Source organism: Martelella sp. AMO21009 (genome assembly GCF_053484295.1).
On record NZ_JBAKFR010000008.1, the window covers coordinates 16914 to 35600 of the forward strand.

General features: G+C 63.7%; 19 protein-coding genes. 15 read left to right on the forward strand and 4 right to left on the reverse strand.

Annotation, left to right across the window (positions count from 1 at the left end):
- The 4 genes from V6766_RS11315 to V6766_RS11330 all read left to right on the forward strand — a co-directional run bounded on the left by V6766_RS11315 (position 1) and on the right by V6766_RS11330 (position 5182).
- Positions 1-717, forward strand: coding sequence for a lytic transglycosylase domain-containing protein (locus V6766_RS11315; RefSeq protein ID WP_448466465.1), 717 nt, complete (start codon positions 1-3; stop codon positions 715-717).
- Between the two features lie 243 nt (positions 718-960).
- Positions 961-2700 carry a relaxase/mobilization nuclease domain-containing protein gene (locus V6766_RS11320; protein WP_448466467.1) on the forward strand — a complete coding sequence of 580 codons (1740 nt, stop codon included), beginning with the start codon at positions 961-963 and terminating at the stop codon, positions 2698-2700.
- Positions 2701-2729: 29 nt separating this feature from the next.
- Positions 2730-4721, forward strand: a complete 1992-nt coding sequence (locus tag V6766_RS11325; protein ID WP_448466469.1) for a conjugal transfer protein TraG — start codon at positions 2730-2732, stop codon at positions 4719-4721.
- Positions 4722-4726: 5 nt separating this feature from the next.
- Positions 4727-5182 carry a CopG family transcriptional regulator gene (locus V6766_RS11330; RefSeq protein ID WP_448466471.1) on the forward strand — a complete coding sequence of 152 codons (456 nt, stop codon included), beginning with the start codon at positions 4727-4729 and terminating at the stop codon, positions 5180-5182.
- A gap of 18 nt (positions 5183-5200) precedes the next feature.
- On the opposite strand, the gene V6766_RS11335 is transcribed toward V6766_RS11330, so the two are convergent.
- Complete coding sequence (locus tag V6766_RS11335; protein ID WP_448466473.1) at positions 5201-6487, reverse strand: hypothetical protein; 1287 nt, start codon at positions 6485-6487, stop codon at positions 5201-5203.
- A gap of 193 nt (positions 6488-6680) precedes the next feature.
- Between V6766_RS11335 and trbB the strand changes: the two genes are divergently transcribed.
- The 11 genes from trbB (at position 6681) to V6766_RS11390 (ending at position 16522) form a co-directional block, all read left to right on the forward strand.
- Positions 6681-7709: a P-type conjugative transfer ATPase TrbB gene (gene trbB, locus V6766_RS11340; RefSeq protein WP_448466475.1), complete on the forward strand. Its 1029-nt coding sequence runs from the start codon at positions 6681-6683 to the stop codon at positions 7707-7709.
- Positions 7710-7777: 68 nt separating this feature from the next.
- A complete protein-coding gene (locus tag V6766_RS11345; protein ID WP_448466737.1) occupies positions 7778-8053 on the forward strand; it encodes a TrbC/VirB2 family protein in 276 nt (91 codons plus the stop codon).
- The gene (locus V6766_RS11350) at positions 8053-8334 is read left to right on the forward strand and encodes a VirB3 family type IV secretion system protein (protein WP_448466478.1); all 282 of its coding nucleotides are present in this window, start codon (positions 8053-8055) and stop codon (positions 8332-8334) included. Before V6766_RS11345 ends, V6766_RS11350 begins: the two co-directional genes overlap by 1 nt.
- Before the next feature lie 13 nt (positions 8335-8347).
- Positions 8348-10786 (forward strand): conjugal transfer protein TrbE, encoded by a 2439-nt coding sequence (gene trbE, locus V6766_RS11355; RefSeq protein ID WP_448466480.1) that lies wholly within the window; start codon positions 8348-8350, stop codon positions 10784-10786.
- Complete coding sequence (gene trbJ / locus V6766_RS11360; RefSeq protein ID WP_448466482.1) at positions 10783-11541, forward strand: P-type conjugative transfer protein TrbJ; 759 nt, start codon at positions 10783-10785, stop codon at positions 11539-11541. Before trbE ends, trbJ begins: the two co-directional genes overlap by 4 nt.
- 13 nt (positions 11542-11554) lie before the next feature.
- A complete protein-coding gene (gene trbK-alt / locus V6766_RS11365) occupies positions 11555-11962 on the forward strand; it encodes a putative entry exclusion protein TrbK-alt (RefSeq protein ID WP_448466484.1) in 408 nt (135 codons plus the stop codon).
- Positions 11963-11964: 2 nt separating this feature from the next.
- Positions 11965-13335, forward strand: coding sequence for a P-type conjugative transfer protein TrbL (gene trbL / locus V6766_RS11370; RefSeq protein ID WP_448466486.1), 1371 nt, complete (start codon positions 11965-11967; stop codon positions 13333-13335).
- 2 nt (positions 13336-13337) lie between these two features.
- Positions 13338-14021, forward strand: coding sequence for a conjugal transfer protein TrbF (trbF, locus tag V6766_RS11375; protein WP_448466488.1), 684 nt, complete (start codon positions 13338-13340; stop codon positions 14019-14021).
- Positions 14018-15043, forward strand: coding sequence for a P-type conjugative transfer protein TrbG (gene trbG, locus V6766_RS11380; protein WP_448466490.1), 1026 nt, complete (start codon positions 14018-14020; stop codon positions 15041-15043). The genes trbF and trbG overlap by 4 nt, the downstream gene beginning before the upstream one ends.
- Positions 15040-16293, forward strand: coding sequence for a TrbI/VirB10 family protein (locus tag V6766_RS11385; RefSeq protein WP_448466492.1), 1254 nt, complete (start codon positions 15040-15042; stop codon positions 16291-16293). The genes trbG and V6766_RS11385 overlap by 4 nt, the downstream gene beginning before the upstream one ends.
- Position 16294: 1 nt before the next feature.
- Positions 16295-16522 carry a DUF2274 domain-containing protein gene (locus V6766_RS11390; protein WP_159599682.1) on the forward strand — a complete coding sequence of 76 codons (228 nt, stop codon included), beginning with the start codon at positions 16295-16297 and terminating at the stop codon, positions 16520-16522.
- On the opposite strand, the gene V6766_RS11395 is transcribed toward V6766_RS11390, so the two are convergent.
- The 3 genes from V6766_RS11395 to V6766_RS11405 all read right to left on the reverse strand — a co-directional run bounded on the left by V6766_RS11395 (position 16467) and on the right by V6766_RS11405 (position 18657).
- A complete protein-coding gene (locus V6766_RS11395) occupies positions 16467-17453 on the reverse strand; it encodes a LysR substrate-binding domain-containing protein (RefSeq protein ID WP_448466495.1) in 987 nt (328 codons plus the stop codon). The genes V6766_RS11390 and V6766_RS11395 overlap by 56 nt on opposite strands.
- A 44-nt stretch (positions 17454-17497) precedes the next feature.
- Complete coding sequence (locus V6766_RS11400; RefSeq protein WP_448466497.1) at positions 17498-17974, reverse strand: PaaI family thioesterase; 477 nt, start codon at positions 17972-17974, stop codon at positions 17498-17500.
- A gap of 128 nt (positions 17975-18102) precedes the next feature.
- Positions 18103-18657, reverse strand: coding sequence for a 2'-5' RNA ligase family protein (locus V6766_RS11405; RefSeq protein WP_448466499.1), 555 nt, complete (start codon positions 18655-18657; stop codon positions 18103-18105).
- Positions 18658-18687: the final 30 nt, after the last annotated feature.

Below are 18687 nucleotides of genomic sequence, written 5' to 3' on the forward strand. Positions count from 1 at the left end.
ATGCGCCGTCCCGCCCTCCTTCTCCTTTCCGGCCTGACCTTCGCCGCCCCGTGGGCGACCTCCGCACTGGCGCAGGCGGAGCCGGTGCAACGTCCGGCGCCTGTCGATCCCTATGCCGCCCATATCGCGGAGGCCTCGCAGCGTTTCGGCATCCCGACGGCATGGATCAGGGCCGTCATGCGGGCCGAGAGCGCGGGCGACCGCCAAGCAGTCTCGTCGGCCGGCGCGATGGGGCTGATGCAGATCATGCCCGACACCTGGGCGGAACTGCGCGTCCGACATCGGCTCGGCAGCGATCCCTATGACCCGCGCGACAACATTCTGGCGGGCACGGCTTACCTGCGCGAACTCTACGACCGTTACGGCTCCCCGGGATTTCTTGCTGCGTACAATGCCGGTCCCGGCCGTTACGAAGCCTCGCTTTCCGGTCGCCCGCTGCCTGCCGAAACCCGCGCCTATGTCGCAGCCATCGCGCCGCTCATCGACGGCGGCGAAACCATCGAGCCTGTCATGGTCGCCTCAGTTGAGGTGCTCGCCTGGACCCGCGCGCCGCTGTTTGTAGCGCAACGGATAAGCGCCACGGCTGCCGATCCCGTGTCGGCAGATCGTCCAGCGAATGACGCACCGACAGCAACTTCCGTGCGCGATATCTCTGCCATAGCGCCGCAGTCCGGCGGCTTGATCGTGCCGCGCCCTGCGGAAAGGCCGGTCCCATGACCGCATTGCCTCCCATTCGCATCCTGTCGGGCTCTGGCGCAACATGGAGGGTGCTGGGGGTGGAGGCAGGCACCACGACCGAAGGAGGGCAGGATAAAAGGGCGCACATTGCGCTTCGGTCGGTTGGTTGTTTTTGCTGGATTTTCTGGAAGGTTCCGCACCTTGCGGCCTTCATCGGCAATGTGCGCTACACGACCAAGCCGCTGTACTCCCTAGAGCTTTTGCACATTGCGGGGCCGCGCCATGTCCGATGAGCGCGAATTCCGTGTCCGCCCGGGCCGCATCCGCTCGTCGGGCGCACAGCGGGCCAAGCCCTTCATCGCGCAGGCGCTGGCGGCGGCGAAGAAGGCTGGCGGCGGCGTATCACGCTCAGGCCGCATCGTGCCCGGCAACCGCTCGCGTTTCGGGCACGGCCAGCGCGCAAGCATCCAGGCCAACCGCCTCATCACTTCGCGCTCACGCGGAGCCGTCATCAAGGCGCGCGTCGTGCGCCATTCGGCCCGGACCGCCCCCCTCGGGCAGCATCTCAACTATCTGCGCCGCGAGGGCGTAACCCGCGATGGAGAGAAGGCCCGCCTGTTCGGGCCGGAGACCGAGAATGAGAACCCCGGCGCCTTCGCCGAGCGCTGCCAGGGCGACCGGCACCATTTCCGCTTCATCGTCTCGCCTGACGACGCTCTGGAGATGGCCGACCTCAAATCCTTCACCCGCGATCTCGTGGCTAGAATAGAAAAGGATCTCGGCACCCGGCTCGACTGGGTGGCGGTCGATCACTGGAACACCGAGCACCCGCATGTCCATCTGATCGTGCGCGGCATTCGTGACGACGGCCAGGACCTCGTCATCGCGCGCGACTACATCAAGGAAGGGATGCGCGACCGGGCGCGCGATCTCATCACCCAGGAACTGGGGCCACGCACCGATCTCGACATCCGCCGCACCCTCAAGCGACAGATCGAAACGGAACGCTGGACCCAACTCGACCGTCAGCTTGCCCGCGACGGGCGCGATACCGGCATCATCGACCTTGCGCCGGTTCCCGGCCAGCAGCCCGACGAGTTCCACGCCCTGAAGGTCGGGCGCCTGCGCAAGCTAGAATCCCTCGGCCTCGCCAGCCAGGTCGGCAACGCGCAATGGTTCATCAAACCCGAGGCCGAGAAGACGCTGCGCGAGCTGGGCGAACGTGGCGACATCATCAAGCGGATGCACAAGGCGCTGACCGAGCGCGGTATCGACCGCGGCTCCACCAACTATGTCCTGGCGGCCGAAAGCCTCGATCTGCCCGTCGTCGGGCGGCTGGTCGAACGCGGTCTCGATGACGAGCTGAACGGCACGGCCTTCGCCGTGGTCGATGGCGTGGATGGGCGCACCCATCATATCAAGCTGCCCGACCTCAATGCGGCCGGCGACAGTGCGCCGGGCTCGATCGTCGAACTCAGGAAGTTCGATGACGCGCGTGGCCAGCGCCGCGTCGCGCTCGCCGTGCGCTCCGATCTCGACGTTGATGCTCAGGTCACGGCGTCGGGCGCCACCTGGCTCGATCGGCAGAACATTGCGCGCGAGCCGGTCGCTCTCTCCGAAGGCGGCTTCGGCGCCGAGGTGCGGCAAGCGATGTCTGCCCGCGCTGAGCATCTAATCGAACAGGGTCTTGCCGAGCGGCAGGGCCAGCGCATCAGTTTCGGCCGCAACCTGATCGACACGTTGCGCCGCCGGGAGCTGGAGGCGGCTGGCGACAAGCTCGCCACCGAGACCGGCCAGCCCTTTAACCGGTCAGGCAGCGGCGAATATGTCGCCGGCAACTATCGTCAGCGCCTCACGCTCGCCTCCGGCCGCTTCGCCATGATCGACGACGGGCTCGGCTTCCAACTCGTGCCCTGGACGCCCTCGCTCGAAAAGCAGCTCGGCCGCCATGTCTCCGGCGTCGCCCGCGACGACGGCGGCATCGACTGGAGTTTTGGCCGCAAACGGGGGCTCGGCCTCTAACCCTTCATTCCCAAGAAAGGACCGTTGCCATGTCGGCCACCAAAATCCTCTGGGGTCAGATCCTCACTGTCTTCCTGATCGTTCTCGCCACCACCTGGGGCGCCACCGAATATGTCGCGTGGAAGCTCGGCTTCCAGGCGCAGCTCGGGCCGCCGTGGTTCACTGTTCTCGGTTGGCCTTTCTACCTGCCGCCGGCCTTTTTCTGGTGGTGGTATTTCTACGATGCCTACGCACCGGACATCTTCACGAAAGGCGCGTTCATCGCCGCCTCCGGAGGCTTTATCGCCGTGGCCGTCGCCATCGGCATGTCGGTCTGGCGGGCGCGTGAGGCTAAGAAGGTCGAAACCTACGGCTCCGCCCGCTGGGCCGAAAGGCAAGAGGTAACGGCCGCCGGGCTCCTCGGCCCCGATGGCGTGGTGCTCGGCAAACTCGATCGCGACTACCTGCGCCACGACGGGCCGGAGCACGTGCTGTGCTTCGCACCAACGCGATCCGGCAAGGGCGTCGGCCTGGTCGTGCCCTCGCTGCTGACCTGGCCGGGCTCGGCGATCGTCCACGACATCAAGGGCGAGAATTGGCAGCTCACCGCCGGCTTCCGCGCCCGGCACGGCCGCGTGCTGCTGTTCGATCCGACCAATGCGAAGTCCTCCGCCTATAATCCCCTGCTCGAAGTCCGCCGCGGCGAATGGGAGGTGCGCGACGTCCAGAATATTGCCGACATCCTGGTCGATCCGGAAGGCAGCCTTGAGAAGCGGAACCATTGGGAGAAGACCAGCCACGCGCTTCTGGTCGGCGCGATCCTCCATGTCCTCTATGCGGAAGAAGACAAGACGCTCGCCGGTGTCGCCGCTTTCCTCTCCGATCCCAAGCGGCCGATCGAATCGACGCTCGCCGCGATGATGAAGACGGCGCATCTCGGCGAGGCCGGGCCGCATCCCGTCATCGCCAGCGCCGCGCGCGAGCTGCTGAACAAGTCGGACAACGAGCGGTCGGGCGTGCTGTCCACCGCCATGTCCTTCCTCGGCCTCTACCGCGATCCCGTCGTCGCTGAGGTAACGCGCCGCTGCGACTGGCGCATCACCGACATAGTGACGGCCGAGCAGCCGACGACGCTCTACCTCGTCGTACCGCCGTCCGACATCAACCGCACCAAGCCGCTGATCCGCCTGATCCTCAACCAGGTCGGCCGTCGCTTGACCGAGGATCTTCAGGCCAAAGCCGGGCGGCACCGACTGCTCCTCATGCTCGACGAGTTTCCGGCGCTTGGACGACTCGACTTCTTCGAGTCGGCGCTGGCCTTCATGGCGGGCTATGGGCTCAAAAGCTTCCTGATCGCGCAGTCGCTAAATCAGATCGAAAAGGCTTACGGGGCGAACAATAGCATATTGGACAACTGCCATGTCCGCGTGAGCTTCGCGACCAACGACGAGCGCACCGCCAAGCGTGTCTCCGATGCCCTCGGCACCGCGACCGAGATGAAGGCGATGAAAAACTATGCGGGCCACCGGCTCTCGCCGTGGCTCGGGCACCTGATGGTGTCACGGTCGGAAACGGCGCGGCCGCTGCTTACCCCTGGCGAGATCATGCAGCTTCCGCCGACCGACGAGATCGTCATGGTCGCGGGCACGCCACCGATCCGGGCGAAGAAAGCCCGCTATTATGAAGATGCCCGCTTCAAAGAGCGCCTTCTGCCACCTCCCGCACTCACCGCGCCGAAGCAGGGACGACCGGACGACTGGACCACGCTGCCGACCCCGGCGCGGCCTGTGCTTGCCGAGACAATAGCGGCCTCCGGTGCCGAAGACGACGATCCGACCGAATCCGAACGCCGCCAGCAGCCTGAACTCAACCGCGTGAAGCCGGTCGAGAAGGCGCCGCACATCGAAAACGAGTTCGAGATCGATGCCGATCGCGATGACGAGATGGAGGACTCTGCCACCCGCAACAGCCGGATGACTGGGATCATGCAGGGCGTGGCGCGGCAGGTCTCGCTCGATCCGAACGACGGCATGGAGCTGTGACCGTCATGGAGACCCGCAAGAAGAAGTCCCAGATATCCGTCTATCTCGATCCGGCGATCATGACGATGCTTGCCGACCATGCCGCGCGCCGGGATCAGTCGCAGTCGATGATCGCCGAGGCAGCGATCGCGTCCTTCCTGTCACCGGATGCGGCTGAGCGCCGGGAAGCAGTGATCGCCAAGCGTCTCGATCAGCTCAACCGGCGCATGACCCGGCTCGAACGCGATAGCGGCATCGCGGTGGAAAGCCTGGCCGTGTTCATCAAGTTCTGGCTCGCGACCACGCCAGCCTTGCCCGAACCCGCTGCACAGGCGGCACGCGCCAAGGCCGGCGAGCGCTATGACCAGTTCGTCACCGCGCTCGGCCGGAGGTTGGCCAAAGGGCCGAAGCTCCGGCAGGAAATCAGCGAGGATGTGGGTGATCCCGTCGGTTGTCATGAGAACGCAAACGAACCGGAATGATATCGCCGCTCAGTGTGTTTAGATATTTGCCTCGAAATTCTTGAAAGGACTTGTGTTAACCGCGAGACCAGTGGCAACGGTGGCCACCTCCCGATGATCTAGCTTCGCACGGCGCCGGTCATAAGTTTGCGAATTTGTGTCGATAGCGTTCAACAACTTGGTCATGCGTGCCGCATCGATCCTGTCGAGGATCGGCGAGATGAAGCGTCCAAAGCGCATATCTGCGTCGTCGTAGCTCCCGCACTTGCCATAGTTCTGGATAGCAATATCACATGCCTCTGGAAGCAGACTTTCTTTCGCAGCATTGTCGAGAAAGTCGGCCCAGTTGTCGGCCGTTACGCCGTCGAAAGCATCGGGGCTCTCCCCCGCCATAGCAGCTATGAGTGCCGCGAAATCCGTATGCAGGAAGATCGCCGTCAGCTTAAGGTTAATGTTGGCGTCTATCTGTGCCTTGATGAGGATATGCGCGGCATTGTTGAGCGAGCCGTGCAGCGCAGGATACTCGGTCAGGAAACCGATGAGGGCGATGAGCACGTCCGCGTCCGGTCCGACATCGCTGAAATAGGCCCGGTCTCCGTCAATCGTGGCCCGGATCGCTGCAGGGTTGCGGTCGCAAATGACGCCAAGGGCGGCAACATTGATGTCGCGATGCGCGTCGGTGTCGGCGTTGCGAAGTTTGAAGCAGAATTTCCAGAGTGCCCGGAACAGTTCCATTTCAATCGCCATCGGCATGTTCGGGAAGTAGCGCGCATCGAGATAGGTTTTGAGCGTGCCCTTCGAGATCAGCGATGCCTTGTTGGCCGCGATGTCGCCGACGAGAGCGTTGACGACTTTCTTTGAAAACAGTGGTGGTCGCAGCAGGACCGCCTCCAGCGCGGTACGGATATGGGCGCGTGCAGCTTCCTTGGTGGGATGGAAAAGGAGGTTAGTCCCCGTCAGGACGGGATGGGCTGACAGGTGCCGCAACTTCTGCAGGCCTTGTAGTTGCGTATGTTCACCTGCTTCAAGCAGTTTGGTGCGCTTGAACACTTCGTCCAGTAAGTATACTTCCCAGTCGGGACTTGTGGGATTGGCTACCTGCTTTGCCTCAACGTCTTTCAGAAGACTATCGGCCGTTGTGTCGCCATGCATGTCCCGTAGCGTCTGGAGTTTGTAGACAAGATCGCAAACGACGACGGTCCATAGCATAACAAGGCTGCTACGGTAGCAGCCATTGGCGAACGATCGAACAACCTCGCCAAAATATTCACGCGAGCGCCTGTCGATGATTCGCTCTGCCGCAAGATCAATAGAAAATCCTGACATACTTCTCTCGATTACCTCATTTCAATGACAATCGTAGCGATATCGGCTTGGGAAGCGTCGTGCCGCCGTTCTCCTGTATTTGCACGCTACACTACTACGCCCATAAATCCTTGTTGAATCGGCCCAAAATCCGGCTCTTTTAATCAACCCCGCAAGGGGAAGGTCTGTCGATCCCCGCTGAACTCGGGGCGACATGAAGGCTTCACCTCAAAATCTGGAAGGACTGGCACGCGGCGCGCGGATGCTGCGCACGGCGCTCGGCCCCGCGATTGCCCGGCTTCTCGAAGACCCTGCCGTTGTCGAGGTGATGCTGAATCCGGACGGCCGCATCTGGATCGATCGGTTCTCCGAGGGATTGGCCGATACGGGCGAGCGGCTGTCGCCTGCCGACGGCGAACGTATCGTCCGCCTGGTCGCGCATCACGTCGGCGCCGAGGTCCACGCCGGCGCCCCGCGCGTCTCGGCCGAGTTGCCCGAAACGGGGGAGCGGTTCGAGGGGCTGTTGCCGCCTGTTGTCGCCGCGCCCGCCTTCGCCATCCGCAAGCCTGCCATCGCGGTCTTCACGCTCGACGATTATGTCTCCGCCGGGATCATGTCGGCGGCCCAGGCCGAGGCGCTGCGCGAAGGCGTTGCCGCCCGCGCCAACATTCTCGTTGCGGGCGGCACCTCCACCGGCAAAACGACGCTGACGAATGCGCTGCTGGCCGAGGTCGCAAAGACCTCCGATCGCGTCGTCATCATCGAGGACACGCGCGAACTGCAATGTGCCGCGCCGAACCTCATCGCCATGCGCACGAAGGACGGCGTCGCCTCGCTCTCCGATCTCGTTCGCTCGTCGCTCCGCTTGCGCCCCGACCGCATCCCGGTCGGTGAGGTGCGCGGCTCGGAAGCGCTCGACCTGCTCAAAGCCTGGGGCACCGGCCATCCGGGCGGCATTGGCACCATCCACGCGGGCAGCGCCATCGGCGCGCTCAGGCGCATGGAACAGCTCATCCAGGAAGCCGTCGTCACCGTCCCGCGCGCGCTGATCGCCGAGACCATCGACCTCGTGGCTGTTCTCTCCGGCCGCGGTTCCGCGCGCCGGCTCTCCGAATTCGCCCGCGTCGAGGGCCTCGGCCCAGGCGGCGATTACCACGTCGCGCCGGCCATCATTGAGGCCGACGGCGGTGCGGCCCCCACCAGCCAGGCCCCCAGCACCAGCCACGAAGGAGAATCCCTGTGATCCAGCACCTACGCCCCGTGCGCCTCAATGAACTGCATCAGCGCCTCGCCACGACCGTATCGGTCGCCATGGTTTCCGTGGTGATGGCCGCGCCCGCCCACGCCTCCGGCTCGTCCATGCCGTGGGAAGCGCCACTGCAATCCATCCTCCAGTCGATCGAAGGCCCGGTCGCCAAGATCATCGCTGTGATTGTCATCATCTCAACTGGCCTGGCGCTGGCCTTCGGCGACACGTCTGGCGGTTTCCGCCGGCTGATCCAGATCGTGTTCGGCCTGTCGATCGCGTTTGCCGCCAGCTCGTTCTTTCTCAGCTTCTTCAGCTTCGGCGGCGGGGCGCTCGTCTGATGGCGGGCGCTGTCGATCAGGGCGGCGAGGTTCCGGGCTTCACCGTTCCGGTCCACCGGGCGCTGACCGAGCCGATCCTGCTCGGCGGCGCTCCCCGCGCCATTGCGATCATGAACGGCACGCTGGCCGGCGCGGTCGGGCTCGGCCTGCGCCTCTGGCTGGTCGGCCTCGCCATCTGGGCGATCGGTCATTTCGCAGCCGTGTGGGCTGCCAAACGCGATCCCCTCTTCGTCGATGTCGGCCGCCGTCACCTGCGCATCCCCGCGCATCTCACGGTCTGAGGGGAGCGCACCGATGATGAACCTCGCAGAATATCGCAATCGCAACAGCCGGCTTGCCGACTTCCTGCCCTGGGCCGCGCTGGTCGGCTTGGGCATCGTGCTCAACAAGGACGGTAGCTTTCAACGCACCACGCGGTTTCGCGGTCCCGATCTGGATTCGGCCGTGCCCGCCGAACTGGTCGCCGTCGCCGGTCGCCTCAACAACGCCTTCCGCCGTCTCGGTTCGGGCTGGGCGATCTTCGTCGAGGCACAGCGCCATGCCGCCGCCAGCTATCCGGCCAGCACTTTTCCAGACGCCGCGTCGGCGCTGGTCGATGCCGAGCGCAAGGCCGATTTTGAGGAAGCCGGGGCGCACTTTGAATCCAGCTATTTCCTGACCTTTACTTATCTGCCGCCTGCCGAAGATGCCGCTCGCGCCGAGACGTGGCTCTACGAGGGCCGCGAGAAGGCCGGCATCGACCCCAACGAGGTGCTGACCGCCTTCGCCGACCGTACCGACCGGCTGCTGCGGCTGATCGAAGCCTTCATGCCGGAATGCCGCTGGCTCGATGACGGCGAGACGCTGACCTATCTGCATGACTGCGTCTCCACGCACCGCCACCGCGTCCGCGTCCCCGAAACGCCGATCTATCTCGACGCGCTGCTCGCCGATCAGCCGCTCACCGGCGGGCTGGAACCGAAATTGGGCACGTCGCATCTGCGCGTCCTCACCATCACCGGCTTTCCGACTGCGACCACGCCCGGCCTGCTCGACGAGCTGAACCGGCTGGCCTTTCCCTATCGCTGGTCCACCCGAGCGATCCTGCTCGACAAGACCGACGCCACCAAGCTGCTCACCAAGATCAGGCGGCAATGGTTCGCCAAGCGCAAGTCCATCGCCGCGATCCTCAAGGAGGTGTTGACTAACGAAGCCTCCGTGCTGGTCGATACCGATGCGGCGAACAAGGCCGCGGACGCCGACCTCGCGCTGCAAGAACTCGGCGCCGACTATGCCGGCATCGCCTATGTCACCGCGACGGTGACGGTATGGGACGCCGATCCGCGCATTGCCGACGAGAAGCTGCGGCTGGTCGAAAAGGTCGTCCAGGGCCGCGACTTCACCGCGATGGCCGAGACCATCAACGCCGTGGACGCATGGCTCGGCAGCCTGCCGGGCCATGTCTACGCCAATGTCCGGCAACCGCCGATCTCCACGCTCAATCTCGCCCACATGATCCCGCTTTCGGCGGTGTGGGCGGGGCCGGAACGGGACGAGCATTTTGCGGCGCCCCCACTGCTCTTCGGCAAGACCGAAGGCTCGACCCCGTTCCGGTTTTCCCTTCACGTCGGCGATGTCGGCCACACCCTCGTCGTCGGCCCGACCGGCGCGGGCAAGTCGGTACTGCTGGCGCTCATGGCCTTGCAGTTCCGCCGCTACGCCGGCGCACAGGTCTTCGCCTTCGACTTCGGCGGCTCGATCCGCGCCGCCGCACTCGCGATGCGCGGAGACTGGCACGATCTCGGCGGCGGCCTGACGGACGGCTCAGAGACCTCCGTCTCGCTTCAGCCGCTGGCGCGCATCGGGGAGACGAGCGAACGCGCTTGGGCCGCCGACTGGATCGTCGCCTTCCTGACACGGGAGGGCATCGCCATCTCGCCGGAGGTAAAGGAGCATATCTGGACAGCGCTGACCTCGCTGGCTTCGGCGCCGGTCGAGGAACGCACGATCACCGGCCTCTGCGTGTTGCTCCAGTCCAACGACCTGAAGCAGGCGCTCCGCCCCTATTGCATCGGCGGCGCCTGGGGGCGGTTGCTCGACGCCGAGAGCGAACATCTGGGTACTGCCACCGTCCAGGCCTTCGAGACCGAAGGTCTGATCGGAACCGACGCCGCGCCCGCCGTCCTCGCCTATCTCTTCCACCGGATCGAGGACCGGCTCGACGGATCGCCAACCCTCATCATCATCGATGAAGGCTGGCTGGCGCTCGACGACGAGGGTTTTGCCGGTCAGCTCCGCGAATGGCTGAAGACGCTCAGGAAGAAGAATGCCTCCGTCATCTTCGCCACGCAAAGCCTCTCGGATATCGACGGCAGCACCATCGCACCTGCCATCATCGAGAGCTGCCAGACCCGGCTCCTGCTACCCAACGAACGGGCGATCGAGCCGCAGATCACCGCCATCTACCGCCGCTTCGGTCTCAACGACCGCCAGATCGAGATCCTCGCGCGGGCCATGCCCAAGCGCGACTACTACTGCCAGTCCCGGCGCGGCAATCGGCTGTTCGAATTGGGCCTGTCGGAGGTAGCGCTAGCGCTCTGCGCCGCATCCTCCAAGACCGATCAGGCAGCGATCGCCCGCATCACTGCCGAGCACGGCCCGGATGGCTTCCTCGGCGCATGGCTGCGCCTGCGCGGCGCCGGCTGGGCCGCCGACCTCATTCCCAACCTCACCAACCTGGAGACACCATCATGAAACTGCGCCGTTCACGCGCAGTGCGGCTCGCTGCCGCGCTGTTTACCGCTCCCGTCGCCGTCGCGCCCATGCTGGCGACGCCGGCTTACGCCATCATCGTCTTTGATCCGACGAACTACGCGCAGAACGTCCTTCAGGCGGCCCGCGCGCTCCAGCAGATCAACCAGCAGATCACACAGCTTCAAAACGAAGCGCAGATGCTCATCAACCAGGCCCGCAACCTCGCGAGCCTGCCCTATTCCTCGCTGCAACAGCTCCAGCAATCCGTGCAGCGGACGCAGCAGCTTCTCAGCCAGGCACAAAACATCGCCTACGATGTCCAGCAGATTGACCAGGCGTTTAACCAAAAATACGCCAACGTCTCGCTCTCCGCGTCGGATGCGCAGCTCGTCGCCGACGGCAAATCGCGCTGGCAGAACACCGTCGGCGGTCTGCAGGACGCCATGAAGGTGCAGGCTGGTGTCGTCGGCAACATCGACACCAACCGCGCCCAGATGTCCGCGCTCGTCGGCCAGAGCCAGGGCGCCACCGGCGCGCTTCAGGCGACGCAGGCCGGCAACCAGCTCCTCGCTCTTCAGGCCCAGCAGCTCGCCGACCTCACTGCCGTCGTCGCGGCGAACGGTCGCGCGCAGGCGCTGCAATCGGCCGAACAGGTGGCTGCGGCGGAACAGGGCCGCGAACAGCGTCGCCGCTTCCTGACGCCGGGAACGGGCTACCAGCCGGGCAACGCCCGGATGTTCCCCGGCAGCAACTGAAGGGGGGATAGCCATGGACGGCAAGATGCTCGCCCGGCTCGGCGCCGTCGTCTTCGTCGGCGCCGCCATCACCGCCACGGTCATAGAACTGACCCGCAAGCCCGAGGAGCCGCAGGTCCGCACGCTCCTCCATGAGCGCGACGACGTCGATGCGCCTCGCCAGATCCTGCGCCGGTGCCGCGACATGGGCGAAGCGGCCACGCGCGATCCCGCCTGCCTCGATGTCTGGGCAAAGGCCCGCGACCGATTTCTGGGTCAAAGCCCGAAGCCTTCCCAACCGGGCGGGACCAGGACGTTGGCACCGGAAGCGCCGAGGACTCTCTTCCCGGACGAAGCCCCCGCCATGAAGGAAAGCGCGGCCACACCCAAGGACACCGCACCGGTCGCACAGCCCGAACCCGTCCGGCCGGGAGCGCACTGACGATGGGCGGCACCGGCGTCATCGACCATTTCCTCGAGGTTTTTACCCGCTACATCGACGGCGGCTTCGGCCTGCTCGGCGGCGAGGTCGCCTTCATCGCCACCACGCTGATCGTCATCGACGTGGTGTTGGCAGCCCTCTTCTGGTCGTGGGGCGCCGATGAGGACATCATCGCCCGCCTGGTCAAGAAGACGCTCTTCGTCGGCGTCTTCGCCTACATCATTGGCAACTGGAACAATCTTGCCCGGATCGTCTTCGAGAGTTTTGCCGGCCTCGGCCTGAAGGCGTCCGGCACGGGCTTTACCGTCACCGATCTTCTTCGCCCCGGCAAGGTGGCGCAGACCGGTCTCGACGCCGGCCGCCCGCTGCTCGACTCGATCTCGAACCTGATGGGCTACTGGTCCTTCTTCGAGAACTTTATCCAGATCGCCTGCATGCTGTTTGCCTGGATGCTGGTGCTGCTCGCCTTCTTCGTCCTTGCCGTCCAGCTCTTCGTGACGCTGATCGAGTTCAAGCTGACGACGCTCGCGGGCTTCGTGCTGATCCCCTTCGGCCTGTTCGGCAAATCCGCCTTCATGGCGGAACGGGTGCTCGGCAACGTGATTTCCTCCGGCATCAAGGTGCTGGTGCTCGCCGTCATCATTGGCATCGGCTCGACGCTGTTCTCCGAGTTCACTGCCGGGTTCGGCGGCGCAACCCCCTCGATTGACGACGCCATGGCGATCGTGCTCGCTGCGCTATCGCTGCTTGGCCTCGGCATCTTCGGTCCCGGCATCGCCAATGGCCTGGTCTCCGGCGGCCCGCAGCTTGGCGGTGGCGCCGCTGTCGGAGCGGGTCTCGCCGCTGGTGGCATGGTCGCGGCGGGTGCGGCCACGGTGGGCGCAGTCGCATCTGGTGGCGCTGCCCTTGCTGGCGGCGCCGCTGCCGCTGCCCGTGGCGGGGCCGCGCTCGCCGGTGGTGCGTCCACCGCCTACAGCCTAGGTGCTGCCGGCCAATCCGGCGCATCGGCTGTGGCGTCGGGGCTTGGCAATGTCGCCAATGCCGGTGCGCAGGCCGCAGCCTCGCCGTTGAAACGCGCGGCTTCCCAGGCCGCTGATGGCCTCAAGTCGAGCTACCAGTCTGGTGCGCGTGCAGCCTTCGAAGTGACCGGCGGATCGTCCACTGCCGGCACCATCGGCGGCGAAGCCGACGCTGAGACCGCTTCGGCTTCCACTGCATCCCAATCTCCCGCCAACGACGGCCCACCCGCCTGGGCGAAGCGCATGAAGCGCTCTCAGCAGATGTCCCACGGCGTCCAGGCCGCGGCTCACGCCGTCAAGTCGGGCGACAGCCATGGCGGCGGCTCTTCCGTCAACCTATCCGAAAGCGACTGACCATGTTCAAACGACCGGCCACCCATTACGGCAGATCACCACAACCCGAGACGCCCTACCAGCGCGCCGCCCAGGTCTGGGACGACCGCATCGGCTCCGCCCGCGTGCAGGCCCGCAACTGGCGCTTCATGGCCATCGGATCGCTGGTGCTCTCGGCAGGATTGTCGGCCGCACTGGTCTGGCAGTCGATGAGCGGCTCGATCGTTCCCTGGGTGGTTCAGGTCGACAAGCTCGGCCAGGCACAGGCGGTCGCGGCCGCTGTCGCCGATTATCGCCCGACCGATCCGCAGATCGCGTTTCATCTCGCCCGCTTCATCGAAGAGGTCCGCTCGATCCCCGCCGACGCGATCATCGTCCGGCAGAACTGGCTCCGGGCCTATGACTTCACCACGCAGGCCGGGGCATTGGCGCTCAACGATTATGCCCGCGCGAACGATCCCTTCACCAAGGTTGGCAAGCAGCAGATCGCCATCGAGGTCTCCAGCGTGATCCGGGCCTCGCCGGACTCGTTCCGCGTCGCCTGGATCGAACGCCGCTATCAGGACGGTTCGCTCGCCTCGACCGAACGCTGGTCCGCCATCCTCACCGTCGCCGTGCAGATACCACGCGACCCCGAAAAACTCCGGGCCAACCCGCTTGGAATCTACGTCAACGCCATCAACTGGTCGAAGGAGCTTGGACAATGACACCGACCTTCCGCGCCGCCGGGAGGCCGGCTTTCCGTAAATCCGCTTTCTTGACTCTCCTCGTTTGCACCTCGGCGCTCGCCGGTTGCACCACGATGCAGAAGCCCCCGGAAATTTCCTATGACGATGCCGCGCCCGCCGTGCAGGCAGTCGATCCGCCCGCACCCGTCACGGTGGTCGAACTGCCAAAGCCGCTGCCGCTTCCCGGCCAGATGAAGCCGGTGGAAGTCTCGCGCCGGACGCCCGAGCCAACCGATCCCGCCGCCCGCGTCAATCAGGCTAATGCACAGGCTCGCGTGCAGCCCGTCCGCAACGGCTTCATCAACTCCATGCAGGTCTATCCCTTCACGACAGGCGCTCTCTATCAGGTCTATACCGCTGTCGGGCAGATTACCGACATCGCCCTGCAGCCTGGCGAGACCCTCGTTGGCTCCGGCCCGGTCGCCGCCGGCGATACAGTACGCTGGATCATCGGCGACACAGAGAGCGGCACGGGCGCGACCAAGCAGATCCACATTCTGGTGAAGCCCACGCGCACCGAACTTATGACCAACCTCGTCATCAACACCAATATGCGCACCTATCATATGGAGCTACGCTCGACCGAGAAGACCTACATGGCCTCGGTCTCCTGGCAATATCCGCAGGACCAGCTCATCGCGCTGCGTCGCCAGAATGCGGAGGCCCAGGCCACCCAGCCGGTTGCCAGTGGCGTCGATCTATCCCGCGTCAATTTCCGCTACGAAGTGACGGGCGATCGCGCGCCGTGGCGGCCGCTACGCGCCTTCGACGACGGCAAACAGGTCTTCATCGAATTCCCGCGCGGCATCGGTCAGGGCGAGATGCCGCCGCTCTTCGTCGTCGGCCCCGAAGGCGACACGTCCGAGCTGGTGAACTACCGGGTGCGCGGCAACTACATGGTCATCGACCGGCTGTTCGCCGCCGCCGAGCTACGCTTCGGCGCAGCCAAGAACCAGAAGCGCGTGCGCATCTCCCGGACTGACGGGAGGCCTGCGTCGTGAACGAGATCGATCCCGATAAGGAGGAAGGCTGCAAGTCCGGGCTGGAACCCCAGCCGGAGTCCGACGATGATGCCCGGCCGTTGACCGGAGAACCGGCGGCGCCGATGCGGCTGCGTCCGGAGCCGCCGCGCGTCACCCGGCTCTCGCGCAAAGTGCTGACTGGTCTCGGTCTGGTCGCCGGTGTTGGTATCGGTGGCGCGCTGATCTATGCGCTTCAGGTGCAGCATGACGGCCGGTCGAACGAGGAGCTGTATTCGACCGACAACCGGCCGACACCCGATGGCCTAAACACGCTTCCGAAGGACTATACCGGCCCGGTCCTCGGCCCACCGCTGCCAGGCGATCTCGGCCGCCCGATCCTCGATGCGCAGAACCGCGGCCAGCCTGTGACGCCGTCAGGGATCGGCCCCCCCGCCGCGCAGCCCGGCCTCAGCGCCGAGGAACAGCGCCGATTGCAGGAGTTGGAGGCCGCGAGGACCGCGCGTCTCTTCACTTCGACCGAGACGCGCAACATGGCCTCGCCCGCCACCACGACAACAACCACAACGACACCCTTGCCGGATCTGACCGGTCTCGGCCTCGCGCCGCAGCCAGCGACGCCTTCAGCGCAGGATCGGCAGCTCGCCTTCCTCAATCAGGCGCCCGACAGACGCACCGTATCGACCGATCGCGTTGCCGCTCCGGCATCGGCAAACATCCTTCAGGCCGGCGCGGTTATTTCCGCCGCGCTCATCACCGGCATTCGTTCCGACCTGCCCGGCCAGATCACGGCGCAGGTGACGGAGAACATCTATGACAGCCCGACCGGGCGCATCCTTCTCATCCCGCAGGGCACGCGCGTCATCGGACAGTATGACAACGGCGTTGGCTTCGGCCAGCGCCGTATCCTGCTCGTCTGGAACCGCCTGATCTTGCCGAACGGCCGTTCGATCGTGCTGGAACGCCAGCCGGGCGCGGATACGCAAGGCTATGCCGGACTGGAGGATGGCGTCGATTATCACTGGGGAGAACTGTTCAAGGCAGCCGCGCTCTCGACGCTGCTCAGCATCGGTTCGCAAGCCGGTTCGTCGGACGAGGAAAGCGAAATCGTCCGTGCCCTGCGCCAGGGCGCTGGCGACAGTATCAGTCAGACCGGCCAGCAGATCGTTAGCCGCCAGCTCAACATCGCGCCGACGCTGACGATCCGACCGGGCTTCCCCGTTCGCGTCATCGTCACCCACGATCTCGTGCTCGAACCCTATGGAGGCTGACATGGCGAAGTTGAAACTTGGTCCGATCGCTGATGACAAGCCGGTCAAAGTCACGGTGGAACTGCCTGCGAGTCTCCATCGCGACCTCGCCGCCTATGCCGAAATCCTCGGCAGGGAGGGAGGGCACGCGCCCGCCGATCCCGTCCGCTTGATTGTGCCCATGCTGGAGCGGTTCATTGCGACAGACCGGGGTTTTGCGAAGGCCAAGCGCCAAAGTTCGTCTGCCTAGAGATCTTTGATTTCGATAGATGCTTGGCCAAGCTCAACAACCTGCGAAAAGCTGGATTGTCGTTCCGAGGAGACCATACGGCACAAAATGGCAGACGTTCTCCTTGGATAGGGCGGTAGGCAACACCAGGAAAACAGGCAGCTGTCGTGGATTCGCTTGTAACCGTGAGTCCGCGGCCGAATGCCACCAAAGGTAGCAGATTATCTCTCCCTACACATTGGGGCTCGATTTGCGGATGATGTCCTAGTTCGGCCAACCGCATCACGAGAAAATCGTGAATTTCCTGGCCTGGCGGCGCGTCACTGACAATAAACGTTGAATCAGTTAGATCAGTCCATTTTACTTCGGTTTTGGCAGTCAAGTGATGATGCTCGGGCAGAGCGACAAACACCTTCTCCGACCACAACTCTGCGGAGTCGTAATCCGGACGTTTGGAAGTTCCAGTTAAAAAGGCCACGTCAATTTCAAGGCGGCGGATAGCTGATAAGTGATCCGCAGGGCTGCCATCAATGAAGTCCATCCGAACCTGAACGTGATTGGTTCCATATGCTTGGAACAAGTCTGCAAGAAATCCCGATGCCAGCGAAGAAAATATGCCGATCCTTACCGATCCCAGGTCGCCTCGCGCGATGACTTGGATGTCTCTGGTTCCCTCCGTCAGGGTTCTGAGAGCCTTACGGGCGGCAGGAAGAAAGCGTTCACCAGCTACGGTAAGAGCTACGCCGGAGCTGTGGCGGTGAAAGAGCGAAGCGCCGATTTGATCCTCGAGATTACGAATTCGTCTACTGACGGAAGACTCCTGCACCGATAAGGATAGCGCCGCTTTGCGGAAGCTCCCTTCCTCCGTTGCGGCAACAAAGTATCGTAGGTGACGTAGCGCGATGGCATTCGGCATCTGTGTCAAGGAGGGGGAAAGGGGTACTTCACACACAACTCGTTCCTTTCAGACCCTGCGTCTACACACAATGCAACCACCTATTTGGGGTTAGCGTGCGACAGCGAATCCCGGCGGCCCATCATGCAAATGAGCGTTTGCTGACCAATTGCCACAAGCGTTCGGCCATCAGCAGAGTCGGCAAACACTTCAAATTGACAGATTGTGAGCGTCTTTCCGGCCTTGATCACTTTGCCTAGCGCTTCGAGTTTATCGCCTAGAGCCGGGTTCAGCAGATTGATCTTGAATTCCACGGTGAGAACCGAGCTGAACTCTGGGAAAAGCGTAAAAGCGGCATAGCCGCCGGCAGAATCCGCGATCGCGGAAGTTCCTCCTGCATGGAAATAACCGTGCTGTTGGGAAAGCTCAGGCCGGAAAGGCATCTGGACAGATACCAGTCCCTGGCGAATTTCGGACAGTGTCGCGCCCAAATGGCTCATCAGCCCCTGGCGACGAAAACTGTCACGAACCCGCTGCTCAACGCTCGCGTCTACGGCACTGCCAATAACCCTTTTCATGACCCCTCCGGAGCAATGACCCTGGATGCCAAAACTACCGGGAGGTGGCGACATACTGGAGTGAAAAGCCCTGACAGGATGCTGAGAAAAACTCAGGTTCTTTCCGTCCACCATCGTCGTTGAAAGTTCTACTGGAGAGGGAAACTTGCCAGAATTTCGACTGGCGGAAACTGCACAAGCTCGATCGCCGTAATATGACCGTCGTGATGGTCGAAATTGCGCATCGCCGCTTCCAGAGCCTTCTCCGGCTTTCCTTTGAGCGTTGCGACCGTGACATGAGGTACCCAACTACCAACCAAATGATGTTCGTGTATTTGCTGCCCTCGAACGGCTTCCACAATATTCTCATGAAGTGCAAGGAGCGATTGAGTTACGACAGGTGCCAGAAAAACATAGGATGGGGTCCCTGAAAATATTCCAAAGTGACTCATTTTTATTTTGAGCTGGCCAATATTTTGGCAAGCTGCGGCGAGTTGCTGAATTATGGGATCAGCACGTTCACCGTCCTCTATCACTGCCAAGGTGATGTGTGGTGGATAGTCCAGCTGCTTTTCTGCGTTCGGAGCCCGAACGAGGAGATCGTACCTTAACCGGTCTATTGTCTTGGAAAGGTTATCGTCCAATCGTGCAGCTATAGCCAATGGCATGGGTCCATCTGATCCTTGAAAGCGCTGGAAATTCATTGTGTTCCCGACATCGTGCATTTGGTTGGC

Coding starts and splice junctions, on each gene's coding strand:
- trbJ (WP_448466482.1), top strand. CDS start 10,783: ATGAAACTGCGCCGTTCACGCGCAGTGCGGCTCGCTGCCGCGCTGTTT.
- V6766_RS11390 (WP_159599682.1), top strand. CDS start 16,295: ATGGCGAAGTTGAAACTTGGTCCGATCGCTGATGACAAGCCGGTCAAA.
- V6766_RS11345 (WP_448466737.1), top strand. CDS start 7,778: ATGGTTTCCGTGGTGATGGCCGCGCCCGCCCACGCCTCCGGCTCGTCC.
- V6766_RS11330 (WP_448466471.1), top strand. CDS start 4,727: ATGGAGACCCGCAAGAAGAAGTCCCAGATATCCGTCTATCTCGATCCG.
- V6766_RS11405 (WP_448466499.1), bottom strand. CDS start 18,657: ATGAATTTCCAGCGCTTTCAAGGATCAGATGGACCCATGCCATTGGCT.
- V6766_RS11350 (WP_448466478.1), top strand. CDS start 8,053: ATGGCGGGCGCTGTCGATCAGGGCGGCGAGGTTCCGGGCTTCACCGTT.
- V6766_RS11325 (WP_448466469.1), top strand. CDS start 2,730: ATGTCGGCCACCAAAATCCTCTGGGGTCAGATCCTCACTGTCTTCCTG.
- trbF (WP_448466488.1), top strand. CDS start 13,338: ATGTTCAAACGACCGGCCACCCATTACGGCAGATCACCACAACCCGAG.
- V6766_RS11320 (WP_448466467.1), top strand. CDS start 961: ATGTCCGATGAGCGCGAATTCCGTGTCCGCCCGGGCCGCATCCGCTCG.
- trbL (WP_448466486.1), top strand. CDS start 11,965: ATGGGCGGCACCGGCGTCATCGACCATTTCCTCGAGGTTTTTACCCGC.
- trbB (WP_448466475.1), top strand. CDS start 6,681: ATGAAGGCTTCACCTCAAAATCTGGAAGGACTGGCACGCGGCGCGCGG.
- V6766_RS11400 (WP_448466497.1), bottom strand. CDS start 17,974: ATGAAAAGGGTTATTGGCAGTGCCGTAGACGCGAGCGTTGAGCAGCGG.
- V6766_RS11335 (WP_448466473.1), bottom strand. CDS start 6,487: ATGTCAGGATTTTCTATTGATCTTGCGGCAGAGCGAATCATCGACAGG.
- V6766_RS11315 (WP_448466465.1), top strand. CDS start 1: ATGCGCCGTCCCGCCCTCCTTCTCCTTTCCGGCCTGACCTTCGCCGCC.
- trbK-alt (WP_448466484.1), top strand. CDS start 11,555: ATGGACGGCAAGATGCTCGCCCGGCTCGGCGCCGTCGTCTTCGTCGGC.
- trbG (WP_448466490.1), top strand. CDS start 14,018: ATGACACCGACCTTCCGCGCCGCCGGGAGGCCGGCTTTCCGTAAATCC.
- trbE (WP_448466480.1), top strand. CDS start 8,348: ATGATGAACCTCGCAGAATATCGCAATCGCAACAGCCGGCTTGCCGAC.